Raw genomic sequence first — 25315 nt, 5'->3', positions numbered from 1 at the left:
ACTGATCGATGAATACGCTGGAAGTATCAGGGTCAGGCAGCCAATGGACCGCGAACCCCACGACACCTTCTGATGCCCTGCCGCCTGACAACCACCGTCAGCCCCAGAACTTGGCTAAGCTCGGCCTGTACCTGGAAGGGACACCCCATGAAACGCGTGACGCTGCTGCTGTGCCTGTTGCTGCCCACCGTCGCCCTGGCCGCCTGGAAGGGTCCCGACGGCCAGCCAATCGCGGACGGCGAGAGCCGCCGCAGTGTCGGCGACTTCGGTGCCAGCCTGGTGATCACGCCGGACGAGAAGAAGTTCCAGCGCGAGTGGGACACGCAGCCGGAGCCGCCGTCGTTGCGTACGACCGACAAGGTGCGCGTCGGTCAGTCGGTGTCGGCGATGGTGTTGTTCCATGGTTGCCGGGCCGACCAGGCCGGTCACTGCAACGTGGTGGCACGCTATTTTCTGCTGCGGCCCGGTGGTCAACGGGAGGCCGCCGGCGACGGCCCGGTGTGGACGCAGGCGCCGCTGCCCGAGGGGCGGATTCAACTGGGTCAAAGCAACCCGACGATGGCGTTCGACGGCAACGACGCCCCGGGCGAGTACACGCTGATCGCCGAGGTCGAGGACAAGGTCGCCGGGTACACGCTGAAACTGGCGCAAACGCTACACTTGTCCAAAGACGCGGGTCGCTAGCCGGATCGGCCCGCGCGTGCTGGATGGCCGCTGGCTGCCATCGCACCGATGTCGCAACGGCCGCATCTTCGGGGAATCCATCGTCAACGCCATCCATTACCGCGCCCGCCGTGGCCTCGTTCGGTCGCCTGCGATGCGGACCGCATGCTGAGCATCGTCGCCCGCCTCCTGCTGCTCGCCGGCGCCGCACTGCTGGCCGCCGGCTTCTACTACGACGGCGAACGGCCGGCGCCCGCCGCCTTGTCGCCGTCGGTGTTGCAGGACCCGCTGCAGACTCCGACCGCCCTGCCCGCCTTCCCGGCCCGTGCGGGCGGCGTCGACTACGAGATCACCCCGGTCGCCGAGTACGACATTTCCGGGCTGATCGTCAGCTGGCACGATTCGGAAACCTGGTGGGATCGCGAGCACGAGCAGAGCCGCGATTATCTGAACGTCGCCGACCTGTGCATGGTCTGGGGCGCCAACGCCGCCGACGGCGCTTATGAGTTGATGAGTTTTTCCAACGGCCAGTGGGTCTGCTACATCAGTTATACCGACACGACCAAGGTCGGTGCGCCGCATGTGCGCGCGATCTCCAACAACCACATCCTGACCGACAACGAGGACGTCGCCCGGCAGATCCGCAAGCTGCGGGTCGGCGATCAGGTGCGCCTGCGCGGGCAACTCGCCAGTTACACCCACCATTCGGGCTTCGATTTCCAGCGCGGCACCTCGACCAACCGCGAGGACCAGGGCAACGGCGCCTGCGAGACGCTGTATGTGCGCGAAGTGCAGTTGTTGCAGGCGGCGCCCGGATGGCCGCGTGGCCTGCGCTGGTTCGGCGCGCTGTTGCTGCTCGCCGGCCTGATCGGCTGGTACCGCGCTCCGTTCGGCGAACGTCAGCGCTAGCCAGGGCCGCTCTGAGTCTCACGATTACTCACCGTGTGCCCGCTTCGGCACCGATGGTGCGCCATCGACCCGCCGATGTTGCAAATCCGAACACCCGGCGGTGACCGCCCGGCCACGGTCACCGCGTTGATCGTGCTGCAACACCCCGAAAAGCATCGAACCGGCCCATCGCCGGCCGGCCGTCACGGCTGCGCGGCGATGGTTCGGCGACGCCGCGCGGGGCGGACTGACACGCACAGGGAGGCTGGCAATGGAAGTGCCGTGTTGGGCGGTGGTGCCGCTGGCGAACGCATCGGCCGAACGACGCGCGGTGCTGGCCGCGCTCGCCGATTGCCCGCATCTGCGGCTGCTGCCCGATGGCTATCTGCAGACCGCGATACGCAGCGCCGACGGCATCGTGCTGGTGTCGGGCGCCGACGCGCTGGACGCGGTGCTCGAATGCATCGCCACGATCCGCCGCGAACGCCCGCGCATGGCGATCGTGGTGAGCATGCGCGATGCCGACGAATTCGGACTCGACGCGGTGATCCGTGCCGGCGTCAGCGATTTCGTATCGCTGCCGGCGACCTGCGCCGAATGGGGCGCGCGATTGCAGCGCGCCGGCGCCGACAAGATATCGGCGCTCGATGCCGTTGCCATTTCGTCGGCGCCGATCGAATCCGGCGAACCCTCCGCACCCGAGCCCACGCCCGCGATCCGCGGCTTCGTCCACGCCAGCCCCGCCTGCGCGGCCATCGCCGCGCGCCTGCCGGTGCTGGCCGGCTGCGACGCCAGCGTGTTGATCGTCGGCGAGACCGGCACCGGCAAGGAAGTCTGCGCGCAGGCCATCCATTACTTGTCGAAACGCGCCGACCGGCCGTGGGTGGCGGTCAACTGCGGCGCGATCCCGGTCGACCTGGTCGAGAACGAATTGTTCGGCCATGTCAAAGGCGCCTACACCCACGCCCACAGCGCCTGCACCGGACTGGTCCGCGAGGCCGAGGGCGGCACCTTGTTCCTCGACGACGTCGACTGCCTGCCGCTGTCGGCGCAGGCCAAGCTGCTGCGTTTCCTGCAGGAGCGCGAGTACCGCCCGGTCGGCTCCAACACCGTGCATCGCGCCGACCTGCGGGTGATCGCGGCCAGCAACTGCAACCTGTGCGTGCTCGCGCAGAACGGCGGCTTCCGCCAGGACCTGTATTACCGGCTCAACGTGCTCAACCTGACCTTGCCGCCGCTGCGCCAGCGACGCGAGGACATCGCCCTGCTGGCGCGGCATTTCTCCGCGCATTTCTCGCGCGAGTTCGGCCGTCCCTACGGCCGCTGCGGCCCCGCGTTCACGCCCGGCGCGATGGACCTGCTACTCGCTCACGATTGGCCGGGCAATGTGCGCGAACTGCGCCACGTGATCGAACGCGCGGTGTTGCTGGCGCGCGGGTCGATGTTGGTCCGCGAGGACATCCAGATCGACGGCGCGCAGGGCGGCGAGCCGGACGCCAACGAATTGGCGTCGATCGCCGATGCCGAACGCGCTTCGTTCCGCAGCGCCAAGCAGCGCGTGGTCGACGACTTCGAACGTGGCTATGTCGAACGTCTGCTCGCCGTGCATGGCGGCAACGTCACCCACGCCGCGATGGCGGCGAAGAAGGACCGCCGCGCGTTCTTCGAATTGATGCGCAAGCACCGGATTGAGCCGAGCCGGTTTCGGTCGTTCGAGCATGAGCCGGGGTAAAAGCCCAGCTTGGGGTCAGTTACTCAAGCAAGTTTGATTCTCCCTCATCCGCCTTGCGGGCACCTTCTCCCGCATGCGGGAGAAGGAAGGGCGGTTGCATCGTCATGGATGCGTAGACATGCGCGCATCCTTGATCAAAGCCCCTCTCCCGCGTGCGCGAGAGATGTTTGGGTGAGCGGCGCGCGCTACCGCAATCACAGCGCCACCCATCGCCCAGACACCCTCATCCGCCCTGCGGGCACCTTCTCCCGCATGCGGGAGAAGGAAAGCGGCTGCGTCATCTCCGTGAAAATTGGAAGCCCCTCTCCCGCTTGCGGGAGAGGGGTTGGGGTGAGGGCGCGCGCCACCGAAACCACGACGCAACCTCTCGCGCGAGCGCCCTCATCCGCCCTGCCAGCGCCTTCTCCCGCACACGGGAGAAGGGATGCCGGCGCATCGTCGCCCGAAGTTCCGCCGCCCGGCGGCATCGCACCTTCATCGGCGCGCATCGCGAAGGGCCAACGCAGGTCCGACCCAGGACAAAACCGCCCCGATGCCAGGACAAAGAAATCCTGCCTCCAAACGCTTGCACATCAGTCGCCACGCCCATCACGCCTGATCGATTGCCGATTTCAGCCAGGACGAAAACATCCCACCCAGGGTGTCACGCAAAACATCCACGCGAACGATTTCAAGCATTTACCCACCGCCCGAACGTTGGCATCGCTCTTGCAATGAACTACTCGCACAGAGGCAAGTTCGCGATGGATGACAACAACGCGGCATCAGCATGTGTCAGCAGCTTGGCCGGGTATCTACGCGCCAATCCGCTCGCATGCGATACCGCCGAGGGCATCCGCCGCTGGTGGTTGCGAACCGAACACGAGGTCGCCATGAACGAGTTGCACGACGCACTGGAGTGGATGAAGCGATGCGGCGCGATCGAGGAGATCGTCGCCGTCGACGGTCGCCGTCGCTATCGACGGCTCGGCGACGACGCCCAATTGGCCGCGCTGTCGCAGCCGCCCCAGGCGCGCGAGGACTGAGTGGCCAACTATCGCGCCATCGCCGCCACCAGCACCGCCCTCGCCGGCCTGCTGCGCGATCGCTATCCGCGCGAGGAATTCGGCGCCGGCCTGGACGTGAGCCTGTACCAGACCCGCGACTTCGAAAACCCGATGCAGGACGGCTTCTCGGTCTACCTGTTCCGCACCGCGATCAACGGCGCGGTGCGCAATCTCACCCTGCGCCGCTCGCCCGACGGCAAACGCTTCCGCCCGTCGCTGCCGATCGACCTGTACTACATGATCACGCCGTGGGCGCAGGACACCGAACGCCAGTTGCGCATGCTCGGCTGGGCGATGCGGCTGATGGAAGACACCGGTGTGCTCAGCGCCGGCCATCTCAACCACTACATGCCCGAGACCGACACCTTCGCGCCGCACGAAGCCGTCGAACTGATCTGCGATCCGTTGTCGCTGGCCGACTACCTGACCTTGTGGGATCGCCTGCGCCGGCTGCCGCCGTCGGCGACCTATGCCCTGCGCATGGTCTTGATCGATTCGGACGTGACCATCGAAGACGGCCCCGCGGTGCAGACCCGGCGCTTCCAGATGGAGACCGCGACGTGAGCGCGGTCCTGCGCGAAGGCGAAGTCGTGCAGCGCAACGCCGCGCTCGGTCTGCGCTTCTGGGACGTGGCCGCGGCGACCTCGTTGATCGACGGGCTGAAAGTCGAGGTGTATCCCGTCACCCGCCCGAATGCGCGCAAGCCGGCGCTGCCCAACCCCAGCGGCGTATATGTCGCCCATCGCGTGGATGGCCTGGCCTCGTTCGAATTCGACGCGTCCTCGGACCCGATGCAAGCATGGAACGACGCCGCCGCAGCCTCGCCGCCGCTGGGCGGCCGTTACCGCGTCGAAGTCAGCGATCCGCAGGGCCGCTACCTGCCGATCGCGTTCGATGCCGACCTGCCCGCGCGCGGCGTTTTGTCCTGGCTCGCGCCGTGGATGTCGCCGCCGCAGCCGATCGTCTGGCCGGGCGATGCCGGCTCGCCGCCGTTGCTGCTGATCGAACGCATCCCGCTGTTCTCCTCGCCCTCGCGTCCGCCGCCGCAACCGCTGGCGGTGGTCTATGCGCAGCTGCGCGAAGCCGGCAGCGGGCGCATTCCGGCCTGGTGCCTGCTCGCGGTCGACATCGACGGCGTGCGCTGCGGCCTGGGCATGGCCGATCGCGAGGGCCGCGTCGCGGTGATGTTCCCCTACCCCGAACCGCCGCGCGCGGTGCTGGCTTCGCCGCCGCAGGCGCGCAGCGATTTTCGCTGGACCCTCGAACTGAGCGCGTACTGGTCGACGAACTCGCCGCCGCTCGAACCGATTCCTTCGATCCCCGATCTGGCACACGTGCTCGGCCAACTGGCCGCGCCGTGCAGCGTGATCGATTCGCTGTCCTCGCCCGCGCCGCCGCGGCGACTGGATTACCGCCGGCCGACCACGGCCAAGACCGAAGGCCAGAACGCGGCGGACGCGTCCTGGCTGTTGCTGTCCACCTGATGACTGCACGCCCGACCGCGCCGCGCCCGCGTGCGGCTTCGCATGCCGCTCTTGGCAAGGAGAATTGCTATGTCTGAGTACCTGGCTCCCGGTGTCTTCGTCGAGGAAGTGTCGTTCCGCGCGAAATCGATCGAGGGCGTGAGCACCACCACCACCGGCTTCGTCGGTCCGACCCGCTACGGGCCGCTCAACATCGATCCGGAAATCGTCACCAGCCTGGTCGAGTTCGAACGCACCTACGGCGGCCGCGACAAGCTGGTATTCGATTCCTCGGTCGAAATCGACAACTACATGTGGCACGGCGTGCGCGCGTTCTTCGAGGAAGGCGGCAAGCGCATCTACATCAGCCGCGTGTTCACCCCGCTCGACGCCACCGACACGCGCCCGGGCTGCGCCCGCGGCGGCCTGTCCGGCAGTCCTTCCTCGATGATGGTGTTCGCGCGTTTCCCCGGCCGCGCCGGCGATGCGCGGATCAGCTTCGTGTTCAACGTCGGCCAGAGCCTGCTGTCGGATGTCGGCGGCGTGACCTTGGCCAATTCGCTGCAGCCGCGCGACGTGGTGTGGATCCGTCCGCGCGCCAGCGCGCCGTCGCCGGCGATCGAGGACGGGTATTACCTGGCGTTGTGGGACGCGGCCAGCGAAAGCTGGGCGTTCGTCTCCAGCGGCGAGGACATCAGCGCCGCCGAGGCGCGCCTGACCGACCTGAGCGCGGCCGATTACGAACTGCGGGTGATCACCGTCACCGTGGTGGTGCAGCCGCTCAACGGCGGCGACAGCTTCGTCGCCCCGGACCTGCCGCTGGACCCGAAACACCAGCGCGCCGGCAGTCCCGATTCGCTGTTCGCCTATTTCGCCGAAAACCCCGCCAGCCAGAGCCGCGCGCGCACCTTGCCGATCGTGATCCGCGCCGACGACGTCGCCGCGATCGGCACCGGCACCGAACTGCTCAACGCCTTCTTCGACGCCGACCCGAACGCCTCGACCTCGCCGCCGCTGGGCCTGCGCGCCGCCTTGCAGGTCAGCGACAGCACCGCGGCCGAGCGCAGCCTGGCGATCCTGCTCAGCGAGGGCAACGACGGTTCGCGTCCGACCGCCGACGCCTACGAAGGCGAGGTCGACAACGCCGACCGCAAGACCGGCCTGCGCCAGTTCGAAGACCTCGAAGACATCTCGATCGTCGCCGCGCCCGGCTCGACCTTCGGCTACGCCGACAGCTACGCGCTGCAGGCGCCGTCGATCGTGCGCGCGCTGATCCGCCACGCCGAACGCATGAAGTACTGCATCGCCGTGCTCGACAGCGGCGACAACATGGCGATCAGCGAAGTGCGGGCGATGCGCGCGCAGCTCGATTCCAAGTACGCCGCGCTGTACTACCCGTGGGTGCGGGTGCTCGATCCGCTGACCCAGCGCGAGACGCACATGCCGCCGTCGGGGTTCGTCGCCGGCATCTACGCGCGCAACGACGTCAATCGCGCGGTGTACAAGGCGCCCGCCAATGAAGTCGTCAACCTGGCCCTGGGCTTCGAACGCTTCCTCAACAAGGCCCAGCAGGAAGTGCTCAACCCCGAGGGCATCAACTGCTTCCGCTATTTCGAAGGCCGCGGCATGCGCCTGTGGGGCGCGCGCACGATCAGCTCGGACCCGGAATGGAAGTACGTCAACCTGCGCCGCTACTTCGCCTATCTCGAACGCTCGATCGACAAGGGCACCCAGTGGGCGGTGTTCGAGCCCAACGGCGAGCAGCTGTGGGCCAACGTGCGCCGCACCATCGAGGACTTCCTGCTCAACGAGTGGCAGAACGGCGCCTTGCTCGGCGACAAGCCGGAGAAGTCGTTCTTCGTCAAGTGCGACCGCTCGACGATGTCGCAGAACGACCTCGACAACGGCCGCCTGATCTGCCTGATCGGGGTCGCGCCGCTGCGCCCGGCCGAGTTCGTCATCTTCCGCATCGGCCAGTGGACGGCCGACCGCAAAGTCTGATCGGAGAGCAAGCACATGGCCACCCTTCGCGATCGCCCGTACGTGCAATTCAACTTCCTCGTCGACCTGGGCGACGGGGTCACCGACGGGCCGCAGGCCGGGTTCCAGGAACTCAGCGGCATCGGCATGGAAGTCACCGTGGCCGAATACCGCACCGGCAACGCCAAAGAAAACAGCGTGATGAAGATCACCGGCATGAACAAATCCACCGACGTGACGATGAAGCGCGGCGTGATCGGTTCGCTCAACCTCTACCAATGGCTCGACCAGATCCGCAACGGCGACCAAAAAGCCATGCGCACGGTCACCATCCATCTGCAGAACGAGGATCACACCCAGATCGTGCAGACCTGGAAGCTGTTGCGCGCGCGGATCATCAAGCACACCAGCGGCCCGTTCAACGCCAAGGGCACCGACGTGGCGATGGAAGAGCTGGTGCTCGCCTACGAACGGCTGGAGATGGAGTAAGACCGTGGCCAACGCGCGCCGGCTGCCGGGCATCCAGGTCGACGTGGCGCCGCCGCCCGCGGCGGACGCGTTGCCGCGCCTGGACGTGGCGGTGTTCGTCGGCTTCGCCGCGACCGGCCCGCTGCATCTGCCGGTGGCGGTGGAAAGCGTCGCGCAGTACGCGGCCGTGTTCGGCGCCGATGCGCCCTTGGCCTGGGACAGCGAACGCGGCGAACGCGTGTTCGCCCATCTCGGCCCGAGCGTGCGCGCGTTCTTCGCCAACGGCGGGCGTCGCTGCTGGGTGCTGCGGGTCGCGCGCAGCGTCGCCATGGAACGGGTGCGACTGGGCGAGGACGCGCCGCTGCCGTCCGCGATCGCGACCGCCAACCGCTATGCCCTGCCCGGCATGCTCGCGATCGATGGCACCGGTGCGGTCGCTCCGGCGATCGTCGCGGCGCGCTGCGAGGGTTCGTGGTCGGACGGGTTGCGGGTCGATGCCGCGACACAGCAGCGCGGTTTCGCGCTCGATTCGTGGTCGGTGATCGATTCGCCCGCCGCCCATCGTTTCGCCTTTCTGACCCGCCAGCCGTTGAGCGTCGGCGACTTGCTGCAGTTCGACCAGGACCCGTCGATCACGGTGTACGCACGGGTCGAACAGATCGCGGCGGGCAGCACGCCGGCCGCGCCGTATCGGGTCGAAGTGCGGGTGCTGGCGGCGTTCGAAGCGCTGATCGGCGACGGCTCGCCGGATGAGATCAGCGGCGATGCGAGCATCGCCGGACTCGACGACGAATTGCCGGCTACGTTGCATTTACCGAAGCCGCTTGCCGCGAGCTGGGGACCGGCCACGGTACAGTTGCAAGCGCCGCTCGCTTCCGAACAACTGAGCGTTGGCGCATGGCTGCGCTTCGCCGCGGGTTCGCAGACCGTCTGGCTGCGCGTGGACGAGATCGATCGCGTCGCCGATGCGTCGATCAGCCCGATCGCCGACGACGCCATCGCGGTGTTGATCAAGGCGCAAGGTCCGGCCTGGCGCGAGATCGATCCGGCCTCGGCCTGGACCGACCCGGTCGAGTCGGCGCATTGGCTGCAACTGGAACTGCGCGCGGTCGGCGCCGACGGCGCGCAATCGCGACTGCGTTCGCTCGCGCTCACGCCGCTGGGTTCCGGCCATTTCTGGCAACAGCAGCGCGATGAGGACTACTACCGTCAACGCGACGATCTGACCGCGGTGCCGCCGGCCGAACTGCAACGCTTCGCGCTGGCGCCCGACGATGCGCCACGGCCGTTGGCGTGGCTGCCGCTGGGCGTGCATGCGAACTTCGGCGCCTCGGTCGGGCCGCTGCTACAAACCGCCACCGCGCTCGAACGCGACGGCCTGGCCCGGTTCGATCGCGATCTGTTTCTCGATCCCGCGCTCGCGGCCGACAGCGTGCAGACCCTGATCGCGCACGCCGACGACATCCGCCTGATCCGTCCGTCGCCGCGCCCCTTGTACGGCCTGCACGCGGTGTTCGGGATCGGTGCCGGCGGCCTGTTCAACGAGGCCAGCCTGTTGTCCTTGCCCGATGCGATCCATCCGGGTTGGCAGCGTCGGGCCGATCCGCCGGACGAACCCGCACCCGCAGTGATGCCGACGACACCACCGCATTGGCGCGACCATCGTGGCGCCTGCCTGATCGAGTCCGCGGCGCAAGACGCCTTGTCGACGCCGGATTTCGGCCGCTTTCTCGATTGCGGCACGCGCCTGATCGCCGCGCCGGTGCTCGACGGCCCGGACGCGCCAGTGTCGCCGGGCCGCTATCGACTCAGCTGGACCCAGAGCGAAGCCGGCGCGCGCTATGCCCTGTACGAAGCCGGCCAGGCCGATTTCAGCGACCAGCGCGAAATCTACAGCGGCGAGTTGAGTGAATACGTCGCGATCAGCGAACGCGAAGGCCGCTATCACTATCGCGTCGTCGCCCAGGTCGGCGGCGAATACAGCCTGCCCTCCAATCCGGTCGCGGTGCGGGTGCGGGCCGACGAGTGGGTGCTGCCGGCCGCGGCCGCGGTCGAAGCGGGCATGGAAGCGCAATGGCTGGCCGTGCATCGCGCCGCGCTGCGCCTGGGCGCGGCCTGCGGCGATCTGTTCGTGGTGCTGTCGATGCCGCGGCATTTCCGCACCGCGCAGGCACTGCGCTACAGCCAGCGCCTGCGCGCGGTGCGCGGCGCCAGCGCGGCGATCGATCCGTTGGCGCTGGCCTTCGACGAAGCGCGCGCGCTCAGTTACGGCGCGCTGTATTTCCCCTGGTTGCAATCCGACGCCCGCAGCGGCGCGCTCGCGGCCGGCTCGCTCGGCGCACTCTCGCCCGGAGCGGGCGCACAAGCCGGCGCCGATCGCGATCCACAGCGCCGCCTGCGCGTGATCCCGCCCGACGGCGTCGCCATCGGCGTGTTCGCCGCGCGCGCCTCGCAGCGCGGCGCCTGGATCGCCGCGGCCAACGAGCCGATGCGCGACGTGGTCGCGCTGGCCCCGCGCATCGCCGACGGCGACCGCGCCGCCTTGCAGGACGCGCAGATCAATCTGCTGCGCGACGATCCGCGCGGCTTCTTCGCCCTGTCCGCCGACACCCTGGCGCTGGACGAAGAGCTGCGCCCGATTAACGTGCGCCGCCTGCTGATCCTGCTGCGGCGCATGGCGCTGCGGCGCGGCAGCAGCTACGTGTTCGAACCCAACGGGCCGGTGCTGTGGCGCTCGGTGCAGCGCGGCTTCGACCTGCTGCTCGGCGATCTGTTCGAGCGCGGCGCGTTCGCCGGCGCCACCGCCGAGCAATCGTTCCGGGTGGTGACCGACGAAGGCGTCAACCCGCCGCAATCGGTCGAGTCCGGGCGGTTCGTGGTCGAGTTGCGGGTGGCGCCGTCGTTGCCGATGCGCTTCATCGCCGTGCGCCTGGCGCAAAGCGGCGAGCGCCTCACGGTCAAGGAGGAACTGTGACATGAGCGCGCAGCCCTACCCGTTCACCAATTTCAATTTCTCCGTCGAGATCAACCGCGGCAGCGACGCCAAGCCCTTGGCCAATGCCGCGTTTGCCGAATGCGACGGGCTGGAGATGAGCATGGAGGTCAAGACCATCCGCCAGGGCGGCGACAACGGCCGCCAGATCCGCCTCAACGGCGCGGTCAGCTACGGCCAGCTCACCCTCAAGCGCGGCATGAGCGAGAACTTCGATTTGTGGGACTGGTTCCGCGACTCCATCGCCGATCCGCGCCTGCGCGCCAACGCCGAGGTCGTGCTGCTCGCGCCCGACGGCAATACGGTGCGCGCGCGCTTCGTGTTGTCGCGCTGCGTGCCGGTCAAGCTCAAAGCGCCGGCGATGAACGCGCGCGACGGCCAGATCGCCATCGAGGAATTCCAGATGGCCTACGAAACCCTAGCGCTCAAGCGTCCGGGCGATCACTGAGCCAAGGAGAACGCGCATGGCCCTGGAAAAAGCCCATCTGTACGAACTCGATCAGAGCTTCGCCAAGGAGAAGGACGGCGGGCGCAAGGTCGAGGTGCAGTTCAATCCCGAAACGCTCAAGGTCACCTTCGCCAACCAGATCGTGCAGCCGCAGGGCGGCGACCAGGCCGCGGGCAACGCCGGCCGCCAGTTCGTCGGCGCCGGCACCACCAAGCTCGCGCTGCAGCTGTGGTTCGACGTGACCGCGATGGAAAAGGACGCGGTCGACGATGTGCGCCGGCTGACCCAGCACGTCGTCTACTTCATGACCCCGCAACCGTCCGAGCAGGACCCGAAGAAACTCGCGCCGCCCGGCGTGCGTTTTCACTGGGGCAGTTTCCTGTTCGACGGCATGGTCGAGGGCATGGAGGAAACGTTGGAGTTCTTCTCCTCCGACGGCAAGCCGCTGCGCTCGAGCATCACCATGACCTTGTCGCAGCAGAAGATCCTCGCCGCCGAATTCAAGGGCGAAGGCAAGGTGCCCAACCAGCCCGGGCAGGCGCCTCTCAAGAGCGCCAAGCAGGGCGATTCGCTGCAGTCGATGGCGGGCAAGAACGGCAAGGGCGATTGGCAGGGCATTGCCTCGGCGAACGGGATCGAGGATCCGCTGCGGATGCCCGCGGGGCAGTTGGTCGATCTGAATCTTTCCGCCGGCGCGTCGATCGGCGGTGGCTTGAGTGGCGGTATCGGCGCCGGGCCGGATGTGGGGATTTCAGGTGGGGTTTCGGTCGGGGGTGGCGCGGGCTTCGGTACGGGCGCGTCGATCGATGCTTCGGTTGGACTCAACGCCTCGCTGGGCGGCGGCGCCAGCGGCTCGATCTCGTTCGGATGAGTCCACGCGAGATGACACGACTTTCAAAGAGGACACGGCGATGGGCGTAGTGATCAACGAATTCGAAGTGCTGAGCGATCCGCGCAGCAGCGACAAGAACGATGCGGGCGGCGCCGGCAAGAGCCAGGACGACGCGGCGCAGAAGCTCGACCCGCACGACCTCGAGGCCGCGCAGCGGCAGTTGCAGCGACGCGCGCTGCGGATCTGGGCGCACTAGCCACAAGGACAGGCACGCTCCATGGCCGATAGCGGAACATCGCCGATCAAACCTTCGCGCCCCTCGGTGGAAATCGACGGCCGGCGCCAGGACACGCTGACCAGTTCGCTGATGTCGTTGGACATCAGCGAATCGGAAGCGGGACTGGCGTGCTGCGAGCTGGTATTCGGCAACTGGGGCGGAGCGGACACGCCCGGTTTCCAGCATTTCGGCCGCGACCTGCTGGAATTCGGCAAGCCGCTGACGATCAAGCTCGGCGACGCGAAACTGTTCGAAGGCCGGATCTCGGCGATCTCGGCCAGCTACCCCGATGGCGGCACGCCGCAGATCGGCGTGTGCGCCGAAGACCGCCTGCAGGACCTGCGCATGACCCGGCGCACCCGCGGCTTCGCCGATGCCAGCCTGGCCGACGTGGCGCGCAGCATCGCCGGCGATCACGGCCTGCAGGCGCAGGTCGATCTCAGCGGCGACAGCCACAAGCTGCTGGCGCAGGTCAATCAGAGCGACCTCGCCTTCCTGCGCGACCTCGCCCGCCACGAAGACGCGCAGATCTGGGTCGAAGGCACCCAGCTCAAGGCGGTGCAGCGCGCGCGTCGCAACGGGCCGTCGCTGGAATTGTCGTGGGCCGGCCCGCTGCGCGAATTCGAAGTGCGCGCCGACCTCGCCAACCAACGCACCCAGTTGACCGGCGCCGGCTGGAGCGTGACCGACAAACGCGCGGCCAAGCACGAGGCCGACGACGCGGCGATCCGCGCCGAACTCGGCGGCAAGGACAGCGGCGCGCAGACCTTGCAGCGCGCGTTCGGCAAACGCGCCGACAGCCTGGTCCACGCCTGTCCGCTGTCCGACGGCGAAGCGCGGGTGCTGGCCGAATCGAGTTTTCGTCATATGGCGCGGCGTTTCGTCGTCGGCCATGGCGTGGCCGAGACCCGCGATAGCTTGCGGGTCGGCACGCGCTTGACGATCAAGGGCATCGGCCCGCTGTTCGAAGGCGACTACACGGTGACGCAGGTGCAGATCCGCTTCGACCCCAAACTGGGCATGCGCACCGAGTTCTGGTGCGACCGTCCGATGATCGGACGGGGAGGCTGAGCGATGCGCATCGTCGACCTGCCCGCCTACGAACAACTGCTCGACGAACGCCTGCCGATGGGCTGGAGCGGACGCTGGTACGGCGTGTTCGTGGCGCTGGTCGTCGACATCAAGGACCCGGACAACCAGGGCCGGGTCAAGGTCGCGTTGCCGTGGTCGCCCGATGCCGGCGGGCAGCGTTTCGAGGCGTGGGCGCGGCTGGCGACCATGTTCGGCGGCAATAACCGCGGCAGCTGGTTCGTGCCGGATGTGGACGACGAAGTGCTGGTCGGTTTCGAACACGGCGACCCACGCCGGCCGTGCGTGCTCGGCGGCCTGTGGAACGGCCGCGACAAACCGCCGGCCTCGATGGACGGCGCCGGCAAGAACTACAAGAAGGTGCTGCGTTCGCGCAACGGCGTGCAGATCACCCTCGACGATCAGGACGGCCGCGAACAACTGCTGCTGGAAACCCCGGGCGGGCAGACCTTCACCCTCAAGGACGGCCCCGGCGCGGTCGAGATCGCCGACAGCAACGGCAATTCGGTCAAGCTCGAAACCGCCGGCATCACCATCACCGCCGCGGTCAAGGTCACCGTCAACGCCAGCCAGGTCGCGGTCAGCGCCGGCATGGTCACGGTGGATGCGGCGATGTCGAGTTTCTCCGGCGTGGTCAAGGCCGACACGGTCATCTGCAACAGCATCGTCAGCGCGTCGTATACGCCGGGCGCGGGGAACATCTGGTGAACGCCGATACCCGCACTCACTGTTTGTTTCACTGCCGCATCGACGGCAGGAGGCCGCGATGAACCATCATCCGCTGCGCTGGCAAAGTCCGCAGCCGCTGTGGTCGCGTTTCGGCGACGACAGCGCGACGCCGTCGCCACAGCATCGGCAAGAACAGGCGCGGCCGGCGATCCTGCGCTTCGCCAGCGACGAATTCATGGAACAGTTGCTCGGCACCCTCGCCCACGATCCGGCCCGGATCGATCGCCTGCTCGCGCGCGGCGAAACCTGGCGCAAGCCGATGGTCGACCCGCCCGATCTGGTCGAACGCACACCGCTGCCGCAACTGGTGCGCAGTGCGCGCCGCAGCGCGACGGCGAAAGCCGCGCAGCCGCGGATCGCGTCCGAACCCGCCGACGCGCTGCCGTTGAAGCTGTATCAACCCGCGCACCAACGCCATTACCTCGCCACCGCCAGCCTGGTCTGCGGCATCCACGGCCTGCCCGAACACGCGCTGGTGCGCGGCGGCGCCGAAGAGGTCGGCATGGTGCTGCGGCGGCTGTTGCCGCTGCCCGGTGGCGCGGCCGATGCGCTGCACGAATTCGCCTACATCAAGGACGCGAACGGCGCGCGCTGGCAGCGTTGCGACGAGGCCGGCTTCGTTCCCGGCGAAGAACGCCTGCCCACGTTTTCGTTGAACTTCCTCGACCAGAACCGGCATCGGCGCAGCCTGTGGGCCGGCACGGTGCCGGTCGGCCGGCGCGAGGAATACCTCGGCGTGCGGGTCGATCCGAGCCCGGTCGAGAATTTCGCCACCGCGCAACGACAACAACTCGACGCGGCCACGACCACGGCCGCGCCGGCCTTGTCCAAGCTCGCGCGCATGTCGCAATTCCAGATCGACGTCAGCGAGCCGTGGAAGACCCTGATCCGTTCGGCCTACAAGCTGTCGACCGCGCCCGAATCCACGCCGCAGATCGGCGACGAGAGCGAGCCGTCGGGCGACCGCGTCACGCGCGCGCTCAACTTCAACCTGCAGCAGCAGAGCGCGTCGTGGCTGGTGCTGCTCGATTGCGCCGAGCATCTCAAGACTTACCTGCCCGACCTGTGGCAGGTCGTCGTCGACAACGGCAGCGGTTACGCCGCGCTGTCGGATGCGCGCAAGAAGCTGTACGACTGGCTCGGCAAACCGACGATGAGCCCGGCGCTGATCGCCGCGCTCGGCAGCGGCGGCGATTATCCGGCGATGGCCTCGATGCGCGCCGCGCTCAAGGCGATCAGCGCCGACGGCGTGGGCGCGCGCCTGGAAGCGAGCACCGCGACCTACGCCACCGGGACCAAGCCCGGCCAGGACACCCGCGGCCTGCCCGACTGGCCGCGTTTCCACTTCTGCCTGGCCGGCGTCGACACCGCGCTCGCCGCGACCGGGCCGTATCTCGCGCTCGACGAACTCAACGGCCCGACGCCGGAAGTCGATCCCGATCCATCGGCCGGCACCGTGCCGGGCCAGGACGTCGCGCGCAAGGTCGATCGCTTCACCGCGCTGTTCGCGCGCGCACTCGACGCCACCACCGAAACCGACGCGCCGCCGGTGCCGTTCGCGTTGCAGGTCAAGAACGCGCTGGGCAACAACCTCGGCGCCAATCTCGGCGACGGCGGCTGGTTCGTGCTGCGCTTCGTGCATGCGCGCCGCGACTGCGGGCCGCTGCATCCGCCGCTGCTGTCGGCGCCGACGCAGCGCTTCCGCCTGGCCGGTTTCTTCGATTCCGATGCGCCGGCGCGGCCGATCCGCATTTCGCTGCCGACCGACACCAGCCCGGCCGGGCTGCGCAAGCATCAACGCAATACCGCGTTCGTGCTGTCGGACATGCTGTGCGGCCAGGTGCAGCGCGCCAAGGGCATGGGCCTGGTCGACCTGGTGCTGTCGGTACTGCCCTGGCCGTTCCACAAGGACCTGCCGGCCGGCGACGGCGGGCCGTGCCAGAGCGGCGGCATCAACATCGGCATGATCTGCTCGATATCGATCCCGATCATCACCATCTGCGCGCTGATCTTGCTGATCATCATCGTCACCTTGTTCGATCTGATCTTCCGCTGGCTGCCGTACTTCGTCATCTGCTTCCCGGTGCCGGGCCTGAAAGGCAAGAAGGAGGCGTCATGAACGACAGCGTGTTCGGACGCGGGTTCTCGTTCCCGCCGCGGGTCGGGCCGGACGGCGGCTTCGTGTGGTCGTCGGGCGAAGCCAACATCCGCGAGTCGATCGCGATCATCCTCAAGACCGAGCCGGGCGAACGCGTCGGCGTACCCGACTACGGCGCCGGGCTCGCGCGGTTCCTGTTCGAACCCAACAACGCCGGCACCCACGCGCGCATGCGCGAGGCGATGCAGCGTGCGCTGGCGCGCTGGGAACGGCGCATCCAGGTCGAAGACGTCGAGGTCGTCGCGCATCCGAGCGAGGCCGAGACCGCGTTGGCGACGATCACCTACCGGCTGGTCGCCACCGCGTCGCGCGAGCGCATCAGCCTCGCCATTCCGCTGGCCGTGAACTGAGGCCGCCCCGATGCCGCTCGCACCCCCGCCCATCGACGATCGCCGCTACGCCCAACTGGTGGAGGACACGCTGGCGCGCGCGAGCGTGCATACGCCGGAGTGGACCAACTTCAACCAGAGCGACCCCGGCGTCACCCTGGTGCAGTTGTTCTCGTTCCTGACCGAGAACCTGCTGTACCGCGCCAACCTCACCCCCGAGCGCAACCGGCTCAAGTTCCTGCAGATGCTGCGCATCCCGCTGGCCAGCGCCTCGGCCGCGCAGGGCCTGATCGCGATCGACAACGCGCGCGGCGAAGCGCGGGTGCAAACCCTGCCGGCGGATCTGGAAGTGCGCGCCGGCGCGGTGCCGTTTCGCACTCAACTCGGCCTGGACGTGCTGCCGGTCGAAGCGCGGGTGTACTTCAAGCGCCGGATCGAAGACCCCTCGCAGGAACTGCTCGACTACTACCGACTGCTGTACGCGTCCTATCAACTGCCGTTCCCCGGCGAAGGCAACGTGCAGCTGTACAAGACCCTGGCGCTGGACCGCAAGGTCGTCGACAGCGTCGATCTCAACGCCGACACCGTCGACCGTTCGCTGTGGATCGCGCTGCTCGCGCGCAGCACCGACGTGCCCGGCGATCCCGACGATCCGTGGAAGCACCTGCGCGATCAACTCGGCGGCCGCACCCTGACCCTCGGTCTGGTGCCGGCGCTGGATGCGACCAGCGCGCAGCTGCTGCCGGCCGGCAATGCGCAAAGCCGCAACCTGCTGCGTTTCGAATTGCCGAACGTACCGGCCGACCGACGCGTGCCGCGCGACAGCGACGACCGCCCCGCGCCGGCGTATCGGCAACTCGAACCGCGCACCGACGTGGATCTGTTGTCGGTGCCCGGCGTCGTCCAGCTGAGCCTGCCCGCGGCCGACCAATTGCGGGTGTGGGACGACATCGATCCGCTCGAAGGCGGCGTCGGCGCGATGCCGCCGAGCCTGGACGATCCGGCCCTGGCCGCGCGCGCGATCACCTGGCTGCGCATCTCCGCCGACGGCGCCGCCCAGGCGCGCCTGCGCTGGGCCGGCATCAACGCGACTCCGATCCGGCAGATCCAGCGCATCGCCGCCGAACCGCTGGCCGACGGCGACGGCCGCCCCGATCAGCTGCGGCGCTTGTCGCGACGACCGGTGCTGCGCGGCTCGGTCAATGTGGTCACTCGGCTCGGCGACGGCAGCGCGCAACGCTGGAACGAGATCGACGATCTCGCCGCCGCCGCGCCGGAAGTGCCGATCGCCGATCCGCGCAGCAGCGCGCGCGACACGGCGTGCGACACACCCGGCCCGACCGAGGTGTTCGAACTCGATCCGGAAGCCGGCGAGCTGCGTTTCGGCGACGGCCTGCGCGGACGGCGCCTGCCGCTGGGCGCGCGGGTGTTCGCCTCCTACGAATTCTGTCTTGGCGCGCAAGGCAACGTCGCCGAAGCGGCGATCGACAACGCGCCGCAACTGCCGTCGGGCTTCGCCGTCGCCAACCCGGTGCGGACCTGGGGCGGCGCCGATGCCGAGAGCACCGACAGCGGCGAGAAACAGGTGCGCCGTTATCTGCAGCACCGCGACCGCATGGTCAGCGTCGACGATTTCGAATCGATCGCCTGCCGCGCGCCCGGCGTGCAGATCGGCCGGATCGAAGTGCTGCCCGCGTTCCATCCCGACCTCGCCCCGAACGAACCCGGCTCGGCGCCGGGCGTGGTCACCGTGCTGGCGATTCCGCGCCACGATCCGGGCCAGCCCGATGCGCCGCGTGCCGATCGCCCATTCCTCAATGCGCTGTGCCGGCACCTGGACCCACGCCGTCTGGTCACCACCGAACTGGTCGTGCGCGGCGCCGACTACAAGGGGCTGTGGATTTCGGTCGGCATCGAAGCCGCCGCCGGTTACGCGATCGCGCAAGTGGTCGACGACGTGAAGCGTCGGTTGCGCGACGCGCTCGCGCCGATCGGTCCGGCCGGCGCGATGCCGCGCGAGGCCGCGTTGTTCGCGCCGCGCACCGCCGACCCCGCGCGCGGATGGCCGCTGCGCACCGCGGTCGCGAGCCGGGTGCTGCTGGCCGAAGTCGCGCGCGTGTCGGGAGTGACCTCGGTCGCCGACGTGCTGCTGGCCGAAGGCGAACGCAGCGCCAGCGACGTGATCGAAATGGGCGGCCTGCAACTGCCGCGCATTCTCGGCATCTCGGTGGTGGTCGGCGATCCGTTGCCGATCGACGCGTTGCGCGGCGGCGGCAACAGCGGCGGCGCTTCCGGCGGCGGCGCGAAGCCGGTGCTGCCGGTGCCGATCGTGCCGGAGACCTGCTGATGAACGTCAACGGCGCGCGCTTCCAGATGCTGTTCGGCCGCGACGACTGGTCGCGCTGCCGCGGCAGCGACGCGCAGCCGTTGGCGCTGTGGTGGGATGCGTTCGTCAGTCCCATGCCGATGCCGCCGATCGACCTGCCGGGTTGGGACGAGACCCGCTCGGAGATTTCGCTGCAGCCGCAATTGATCGAACTGCCCGCCACCTCCGGCGAACTGCGCCTGACCCTGGACGCGCGCCGTAGCGCCAGCGCCGACCGCAACGGCAACGTCTACCGCGTCGCCGACGATGCGCGTTCGTTGCTCGTGACCTCCTCGGGCAGCGGCAACGAAAGCGCGTTCTGGCCGGCGCAACCGACCGATTGCGGCACCCAGCGCGACGGACAGCGCCTGGCGTTCGAAACCGCCGTCGCGCCGAGCGAACCGATCGCCGAACGTTACCTCGCCTTGACCACGACCCAGGACGACTACCTCGTAGTCGCCTTCGCCCGCGGCACGCTGCGCGGATTGATGAGTTTCGACTTGATCTCCGGCGGCCCGCCGCTGCAGACCCAATGGCCGGACGCGATCGCGTTCGAGCCGTTCGCGATGTGCATGCGCCACGGCGGCGGCGCGTGGGTGCTCGACCGCGTGCATCGGCAGTTGTGGGAACTCGATTGCACCCTGGCCGTGGTCAACGCCGGTCACGCGATGATCGAAGTCGCGCCTGCGCAGATCGACGATTTCCAGCCGCTGTCCGGATCGCCGCGCGAACAGGCGGCGCAGCGTTTCCCCGGCGGCCTCGACCTGGCCAAGACCGCGGTCGCCCTGCTCGATCCGATCGCGATCCAGTCGCACGGCGAGGGCCGGGTGATGGTGCTCAATCGCGATCTCGCCGGACAGCGCTCGCAGGTCGTGCGCCTGCAGCGCGACGGCGACGGCTGGAGTGTGGATGCCTCGCAATGGCTCGACGCCCTGCCCGCGCTCGCTCACGACATGGTCCATGCCGCGGGTCTGGGGCAAGGCGGCGCGGGCTTTGAAGCGCGCTTGTTCATCGCCAGCGAGATCGGCAACCAGGTGCATGCCTTCGAAGTGATCGATCACGACGGCCGCTTCAGCCTGCGCGCGCCGGCCGAACTGTACCCGCTGCGCCGCTACGGCGGCCGCGCGCTGGTCGCGGTGTCCGGCAAGGCGCACTACGACTGCGGCCTGGCGCAACCGCGCTGGACCCCGGTGGTGCAACAGCATCGCCAGCGCTATGCCGCGCAGGCGGTGCTGGTCACGCCGGTGTTCGACAGCGACGAACTCGGCACGGTCTGGGACAAGCTGCTGTTCGACGGCAGCGTGCCGCCCGATTGCGAGGTCGAGATCGAAAGCCGCGCGGGCGACGAGCTCAGCGGCTGGTTCGACGGTCAATCGCAACCGGCCGACGACGCGCAGGTGATCGGCGGCTGGCAGCGCGAACCGCAGCCGCGGCTGCGCAGCGACGGCCCGGAACTGCCGTGGTTGCGGCGCGAGGCCGCGCGCGCGACCCGTCGCGAAGCCGGCACCGGCACCTGGGAACTGCTGCTGCAACACGCGCGCGGCCGCTACCTGCAACTGCGGCTGACCCTGCGCAGCCGCAACGGCACCACCGCGCCGCGCTTGCGCGCACTGCGGCTGTGGGCGCCGCGTTTCTCCTACCCGCAACGTTTCCTGCCGGCGGTGTACCGCGAAGACGTCGACAACGGCGACTTCCTCGAACGCTGGCTGGCCAATTGCGAAAGCAACCTGACCCAGATCGAGGACCGCATCGTCAATGTCGAATCGCTGTTCGACGCGCGCAGCGTCCCGCAGGACGCGCTGCCGTGGCTGGCCGGCTGGTTCGACCTGGCGCTCGATCCGTCCTGGGACGAACGCCGGCATCGCCTGCTGGTCCAGCACGCGATGGATTTCTTCCGTTGGCGCGGCACCGTGCATGGCTTGCGCATCGCCTTGTCGCTCGCGTTCGAAAGCGACTTCGATCCGATCGTGTTCGACGGCCCGCGCGCGCAGGACGAAGGCGCCGGACGCATCCGCATCGTCGAGTCGTACCAGACGCGGCTGGTCCAGACCTTGGTCGCGCAGGCGCTGCCGCCCGCGCAGGTCGGCTTCGATCAAGACAACGGTCCGCGCAGCGTGCAGCGCGGTCGCCTGTGGACGCCGGCCGAAGGCAACGCCGGGCTCGCCGATCGCTATGCGGCCTGGCAGCAACGCACGGCCACCGCGCTGCAACAGATCACGCCGTTCTCGCTGGTACCGCCAGGCGACGCCGATGCGGCGCAGGACTGGCGCGCGTTCGCCGCCGCCGAACTGGGCTTCGTACCCGGCGTCGGCGCGGCCGAGCGCGCGCGCTGGCAATCGTTCCTGCAGGCGCGCTACGGCCAGGTCGATGGGTTGAACCACGCCCACGCCAGCGCTTACACCGGCTTCAGCGACGTGTCGCTGCCGGCCGCGCCGCCGGCCGCGCAGGCCGCGGCCGACGACTGGCGCGATTACTGCGAACGCAGCGCCGGATCGCGCGAACGCAAGCTGTGGCAGGACTTCCTCGCCCGCCGCTATCGCCGGATCGAACGCCTGCGCGGCGCGCACGCCAACGCCTGGGTCGATTTCGAACAAGTGCCCCTGCCCGAGCGCCTGCCGGCGAGTTTCGCCGCGCAGACCGACTGGCTGCAGTTCGAACGCCAGCTGCTGGCGATGCATCGCACCGCGCATCGCTTCTCGGTATTGCTGCCGGTCGCCAGCGTGATCGCCGATCCGTATGCGCTGGAGCAGCGTCTGGGCCTGGCGCGGCGCATCGTCGAACTGGAAAAACCCGCGCACACCGTGTTCGACGTGCGCTTCTACTGGGCCTTCAACCGCGTCGGCGAAGCGCGGCTGGGGCTCGATACACAGTTGGGTGCCGGCAGCCGCGCGAGCGAGCTGATCCCCGATGCCGTGGTGGGCCGTGCCTACCTCGGCGCCAGTTTCGTCGGCGGTCGCGAGCGCCTGTTCGGCCGCGACCGGCTGTCGCTCGAATGCTGAGCGCTAAAGATCCAGGAGTTGAACCATGGGCTGCTGCAACGAACCGGTGACCACTCTGACGGGCCTGCCCGCGGACCCCGCACAGCACGTCAACTACGAGCGCGGTATGGTGCTCGGCGTGGACGACTTCAAGCAGGAGTTCGCCTACCTGGCCGGACGCGACCAATGGCTGGCGCGCGACGCGCTCGGCTACGGCACGCTCAGCGGCCTGCGCGTGTACATGGAGGACGACGGCAGCGACGGCCCGCGCCTGCATGTGAGCGCCGGTTCCGCGCTGACCCCGGGCGGACGTTTGATCTGCGTGCCGGCCGACCAGTGCGCGCTGATCAACCGCTGGCTGGCCAAGACCGACAACGCGGCGATGGTCGCGCGCATGCTCGATCCGACCCTGCCGCCGAACTCGCCGCCGGTGGTGACGTCCGGCGCGGTCTCGCTGTACCTGGGCCTGTGCTACGCCGATTGCCAGACCCGGCCGGTGCCGATTCCCGGCGAACCGTGCCGCTCCGAGGACGAGCTGATGAAGCCCTCGCGCGTGGCCGACGATTTCCGCCTGGAACTGCGCGAACACCCGCCGGCGCAGGTCGAGGAAGACGCGCTGCGCGATTTCGTCCAGTGGCTGCGCGTCAACATCAACGTGATCGACACCAGCCCGCCGCTGTCGCCCGATCCGAACGGATGGCGCAGCGCGTTGCGCAGCGCGGTGCAGCCATGGCTCGACGCGCAGACCGCGTCGCCGCCGCTGTCGCCGCCGGCCAGCGCGCAGAGCCTGGGCGATTACCTGTTCGACCTGGGTTCGCCCGGCCTGGACATCGCCCGCGAGCAGCAATGCGAATTCCTGCGCGTCGCCTTCGGTTTCTGGATCAGCGAACTGCGTCCGCTGTGGATGGCGATGCGCTGCCATCGCTCGCAGTATCCCGACAGCGACTGCGTATTCCTCGCCTCGCTGACGATGCAGGTCAGCTGGATCGGCGGCTCGCCGAGCGGTGTGTGGCAGATCGACGGCAGCCCGGCCGGCGTGCAACTCGACGAAAGCGCGCGTCCGTATCTGATCCATCAGCGCCTGCTGCAGGAATGGGCCTTGTGTGGCTGCGATTGCGCCGGCAGCGACGCCGCGTTCGGCGGACCGATGGCGCTGATGCAGGCGTCCTCGGAAGGTTCGTTCGAAAGCCTCGCGCTGGACCCGCCGCCGCTGCCGCCGCCGGTGCAGTTCCTTGAGCACGACGGCGTGCTCGAAGGCCAGCCGCGGATCGTGATCGGACGCGGCGGCGGCAAGGCCGCGCTGACCTTGCCGCCGTCGACGCCGGCCAACGCCGGCCGCCAGGTGGTGGTCAAGAACGCCGATCTGAGCAGTCTGGTCCTGCAACCCGACGCGCAGTCCGGCGACGGCATCGACGGGCTGGCCGAATTGTCGGTCAAGAAGAAGAAAGCCATCACCCTGATCGCCGACGGCGCCGGGCAGTGGCATTCGATCGCGACAGCGTGAGGCGGCCATGAGCACTCTCGACAATGTCCTGCAATTGCAGCAGCCCTTGAAGGAAGGCGGCATCCGCCAGGTCAATTTCTTCAACGGCCGGCTGCTGACCGGCAAGGACCTCGCGCGCGATCAGCTCGCCCATCGCCAGGCCGATGCGCGGCTGGGCCTGGCGATCGGCGACGGCGTCGCGTTCGGCCTGGAAGCCGCGCGCGATCCCGATCTGGATCAAGCCAGCGCACCGGTGCTGCGCGTGCGCGCCGGGCTGGCGATCAACCGCCTCGGCCAGACCCTGCGCCTGGGCGCCGACACCAGCGTCGCCCTGACCCGCCGCTACGACGCCGACGACGGCGGCGACGGCTGCCAGTGCGTGTTCGCGCAATGCAATCCGCTCGCCGACGGCACCTACGTCGCCGGCGCCGGCGTGTACGTGCTGACGATCGCGCCGGCGCAGTCGAGCGAAGGGCGCGCGCCGAGCAACGGCCTGGACCCGTCCAACGTGCGTTGCAACACCGACGCCACCGTCGACGCGGTGCAGTTCCGGCTGCTCGCGATCAATCCGCTGCGCTTCGCCGATCTCGACCCGTCCTCGCCGCTGTTCCGCAATCGCCTGGCCTACCGCTGCTTCGGCGTCGAAGCGCGCGACACCGCCAGCTTCGATCCCTGGCGGGTCGACCCGCCGAGCTACGGCCTGGTCGACGAACTACGCAGCGGCGCACTGAGCGACTGCGAGGTGCCGATCGCGCTGGTGTACTGGACCGCGGCCGGCCTCAACTTCGTCGACACCTGGGCGGTGCGGCGCGGCTTGCTCGCACCCGACGCGCTGTCGGGATTCTCGTTCCAGCGCAATCCGCTGGTGCCGGGCGAGCTGTCCTCGTTCGCGTTCGTCGCGCGCGCGCGGCGGCTGGTCGAAGCGCATGCGATGTGCGCGCAGTTCCAGCAGCAACTGGGCGATGTGCTGGCGGCGAGCGGCGCGCCTGCAACGTTGAACGCCAGTCAGTACTTCCGTTATCTGCCGCCGTTCGGGATCGTGCCGCTGCAACGGCTTCCGCTGCGCGGGTTCGACGATTCGGCGTTTTTCAACGGTATCGCGCGACGGCCGTCGCCTGCCTCGGGACAGAGCACGCCTTTCATCGACATGCGTCAACTCGGCGCGCTGCAACAGCAGGCGTTGACTCACGCACCGACTGATATCGATCAGAAGGAACTGCTGTGGGTGTGGCGTCCGTGGCAGAACGTCAAGGCGATGTTCGACGGCCGCCCCGTGCAACCGGTGCTGGCATTCGCCAGCGGACAGATTTCCGATCCCGCCGTGGCGCGCCTGGACTTGGCGCGCGCGGACTTCAGCAACTACGCGGACAGCTGCGTCGTTTCGTAGCACAACGC

The 25315-nt window shown here is 68.7% G+C and carries 20 protein-coding genes; all 20 read left to right on the top strand.

The window, feature by feature from the left end; all coding sequences use genetic code 11:
- Nucleotides 1–147 precede the first annotated feature (147 nt).
- Nucleotides 148–684: a hypothetical protein gene (locus KME82_RS12545; protein ID WP_215498804.1), complete on the top strand. Its 537-nt coding sequence runs from the start codon at nt 148–150 to the stop codon at nt 682–684.
- 144 nt (nt 685–828) lie between these two features.
- Nucleotides 829–1572 carry a hypothetical protein gene (locus KME82_RS12540; protein ID WP_215498803.1) on the top strand — a complete coding sequence of 248 codons (744 nt, stop codon included), beginning with the start codon at nt 829–831 and terminating at the stop codon, nt 1570–1572.
- A 250-nt stretch (nt 1573–1822) separates the two neighbouring features.
- Complete coding sequence (locus KME82_RS12535) at nt 1823–3283, top strand: sigma-54 interaction domain-containing protein (RefSeq protein WP_215498802.1); 1461 nt, start codon at nt 1823–1825, stop codon at nt 3281–3283.
- A gap of 713 nt (nt 3284–3996) precedes the next feature.
- Complete coding sequence (locus tag KME82_RS12530; protein ID WP_215498801.1) at nt 3997–4308, top strand: hypothetical protein; 312 nt, start codon at nt 3997–3999, stop codon at nt 4306–4308.
- The gene (locus KME82_RS12525) at nt 4309–4893 is read left to right on the top strand and encodes a DUF4255 domain-containing protein (RefSeq protein WP_036107360.1); all 585 of its coding nucleotides are present in this window, start codon (nt 4309–4311) and stop codon (nt 4891–4893) included. It begins immediately after the preceding gene.
- Complete coding sequence (locus tag KME82_RS12520) at nt 4890–5813, top strand: hypothetical protein (RefSeq protein ID WP_215498800.1); 924 nt, start codon at nt 4890–4892, stop codon at nt 5811–5813. Before KME82_RS12525 ends, KME82_RS12520 begins: the two co-directional genes overlap by 4 nt.
- A 69-nt stretch (nt 5814–5882) precedes the next feature.
- Complete coding sequence (locus KME82_RS12515; protein ID WP_215498799.1) at nt 5883–7793, top strand: phage tail sheath subtilisin-like domain-containing protein; 1911 nt, start codon at nt 5883–5885, stop codon at nt 7791–7793.
- Nucleotides 7794–7808: 15 nt separating this feature from the next.
- Nucleotides 7809–8261: a phage tail protein gene (locus KME82_RS12510; RefSeq protein WP_215498798.1), complete on the top strand. Its 453-nt coding sequence runs from the start codon at nt 7809–7811 to the stop codon at nt 8259–8261.
- Nucleotides 8262–8265: 4 nt separating this feature from the next.
- Nucleotides 8266–11214 carry a hypothetical protein gene (locus tag KME82_RS12505; protein WP_215498797.1) on the top strand — a complete coding sequence of 983 codons (2949 nt, stop codon included), beginning with the start codon at nt 8266–8268 and terminating at the stop codon, nt 11212–11214.
- Nucleotide 11215: 1 nt separating this feature from the next.
- The gene (locus KME82_RS12500) at nt 11216–11680 is read left to right on the top strand and encodes a phage tail protein (RefSeq protein WP_215498796.1); all 465 of its coding nucleotides are present in this window, start codon (nt 11216–11218) and stop codon (nt 11678–11680) included.
- A 16-nt stretch (nt 11681–11696) separates the two neighbouring features.
- Nucleotides 11697–12551, top strand: coding sequence for a LysM peptidoglycan-binding domain-containing protein (locus KME82_RS12495; RefSeq protein ID WP_215498795.1), 855 nt, complete (start codon nt 11697–11699; stop codon nt 12549–12551).
- Between the two features lie 40 nt (nt 12552–12591).
- Nucleotides 12592–12768 (top strand): hypothetical protein, encoded by a 177-nt coding sequence (locus KME82_RS12490; protein WP_215498794.1) that lies wholly within the window; start codon nt 12592–12594, stop codon nt 12766–12768.
- 21 nt (nt 12769–12789) lie between these two features.
- Nucleotides 12790–13860: a phage late control D family protein gene (locus KME82_RS12485; RefSeq protein ID WP_215498793.1), complete on the top strand. Its 1071-nt coding sequence runs from the start codon at nt 12790–12792 to the stop codon at nt 13858–13860.
- Between the two features lie 3 nt (nt 13861–13863).
- The gene (locus KME82_RS12480; protein ID WP_215498792.1) at nt 13864–14586 is read left to right on the top strand and encodes a phage baseplate assembly protein V; all 723 of its coding nucleotides are present in this window, start codon (nt 13864–13866) and stop codon (nt 14584–14586) included.
- Between the two features lie 58 nt (nt 14587–14644).
- Entirely contained in the window at nt 14645–16726 is a 2082-nt protein-coding gene (locus KME82_RS12475; RefSeq protein WP_215498791.1) for a hypothetical protein, read from the top strand.
- Nucleotides 16723–17115: a GPW/gp25 family protein gene (locus tag KME82_RS12470; RefSeq protein WP_215498790.1), complete on the top strand. Its 393-nt coding sequence runs from the start codon at nt 16723–16725 to the stop codon at nt 17113–17115. Before KME82_RS12475 ends, KME82_RS12470 begins: the two co-directional genes overlap by 4 nt.
- A gap of 10 nt (nt 17116–17125) precedes the next feature.
- Entirely contained in the window at nt 17126–19441 is a 2316-nt protein-coding gene (locus tag KME82_RS12465; protein WP_215498789.1) for a baseplate J/gp47 family protein, read from the top strand.
- Nucleotides 19441–22458, top strand: a complete 3018-nt coding sequence (locus KME82_RS12460) for a phage tail protein (protein WP_215498788.1) — start codon at nt 19441–19443, stop codon at nt 22456–22458. The genes KME82_RS12465 and KME82_RS12460 overlap by 1 nt, the downstream gene beginning before the upstream one ends.
- 25 nt (nt 22459–22483) lie before the next feature.
- The gene (locus KME82_RS12455; protein ID WP_215498787.1) at nt 22484–23941 is read left to right on the top strand and encodes a hypothetical protein; all 1458 of its coding nucleotides are present in this window, start codon (nt 22484–22486) and stop codon (nt 23939–23941) included.
- Between the two features lie 7 nt (nt 23942–23948).
- On the top strand, nt 23949–25307 hold the full coding sequence (locus tag KME82_RS12450; RefSeq protein ID WP_215498786.1) for a hypothetical protein: 1359 nt from the start codon (nt 23949–23951) through the stop codon (nt 25305–25307).
- Nucleotides 25308–25315: the final 8 nt, after the last annotated feature.

Source organism: Lysobacter capsici (assembly GCF_018732085.1).
In the GTDB taxonomy this organism is placed as follows: Bacteria; Pseudomonadota; Gammaproteobacteria; order Xanthomonadales; family Xanthomonadaceae; genus Lysobacter; species Lysobacter capsici_A.
The sequence above is the reverse complement of the archived record's forward strand: the minus strand, read 5'-3'. Positions and strand labels throughout refer to the sequence as shown.

Excerpts from the sequence above, each read along its gene's own strand:
- KME82_RS12545 (WP_215498804.1), top strand. The coding sequence starts at position 148 with ATGAAACGCGTGACGCTGCTGCTGTGCCTGTTGCTGCCCACCGTCGCC.
- KME82_RS12455 (WP_215498787.1), top strand. The coding sequence starts at position 22,484 with ATGGGCTGCTGCAACGAACCGGTGACCACTCTGACGGGCCTGCCCGCG.
- KME82_RS12500 (WP_215498796.1), top strand. The coding sequence starts at position 11,216 with ATGAGCGCGCAGCCCTACCCGTTCACCAATTTCAATTTCTCCGTCGAG.
- KME82_RS12515 (WP_215498799.1), top strand. The coding sequence starts at position 5,883 with ATGTCTGAGTACCTGGCTCCCGGTGTCTTCGTCGAGGAAGTGTCGTTC.
- KME82_RS12460 (WP_215498788.1), top strand. The coding sequence starts at position 19,441 with ATGAACGTCAACGGCGCGCGCTTCCAGATGCTGTTCGGCCGCGACGAC.
- KME82_RS12510 (WP_215498798.1), top strand. The coding sequence starts at position 7,809 with ATGGCCACCCTTCGCGATCGCCCGTACGTGCAATTCAACTTCCTCGTC.
- KME82_RS12470 (WP_215498790.1), top strand. The coding sequence starts at position 16,723 with ATGAACGACAGCGTGTTCGGACGCGGGTTCTCGTTCCCGCCGCGGGTC.
- KME82_RS12540 (WP_215498803.1), top strand. The coding sequence starts at position 829 with ATGCTGAGCATCGTCGCCCGCCTCCTGCTGCTCGCCGGCGCCGCACTG.
- KME82_RS12485 (WP_215498793.1), top strand. The coding sequence starts at position 12,790 with ATGGCCGATAGCGGAACATCGCCGATCAAACCTTCGCGCCCCTCGGTG.
- KME82_RS12490 (WP_215498794.1), top strand. The coding sequence starts at position 12,592 with ATGGGCGTAGTGATCAACGAATTCGAAGTGCTGAGCGATCCGCGCAGC.
- KME82_RS12535 (WP_215498802.1), top strand. The coding sequence starts at position 1,823 with ATGGAAGTGCCGTGTTGGGCGGTGGTGCCGCTGGCGAACGCATCGGCC.
- KME82_RS12495 (WP_215498795.1), top strand. The coding sequence starts at position 11,697 with ATGGCCCTGGAAAAAGCCCATCTGTACGAACTCGATCAGAGCTTCGCC.
- KME82_RS12480 (WP_215498792.1), top strand. The coding sequence starts at position 13,864 with ATGCGCATCGTCGACCTGCCCGCCTACGAACAACTGCTCGACGAACGC.
- KME82_RS12530 (WP_215498801.1), top strand. The coding sequence starts at position 3,997 with ATGAACTACTCGCACAGAGGCAAGTTCGCGATGGATGACAACAACGCG.
- KME82_RS12465 (WP_215498789.1), top strand. The coding sequence starts at position 17,126 with ATGCCGCTCGCACCCCCGCCCATCGACGATCGCCGCTACGCCCAACTG.
- KME82_RS12475 (WP_215498791.1), top strand. The coding sequence starts at position 14,645 with ATGAACCATCATCCGCTGCGCTGGCAAAGTCCGCAGCCGCTGTGGTCG.
- KME82_RS12450 (WP_215498786.1), top strand. The coding sequence starts at position 23,949 with ATGAGCACTCTCGACAATGTCCTGCAATTGCAGCAGCCCTTGAAGGAA.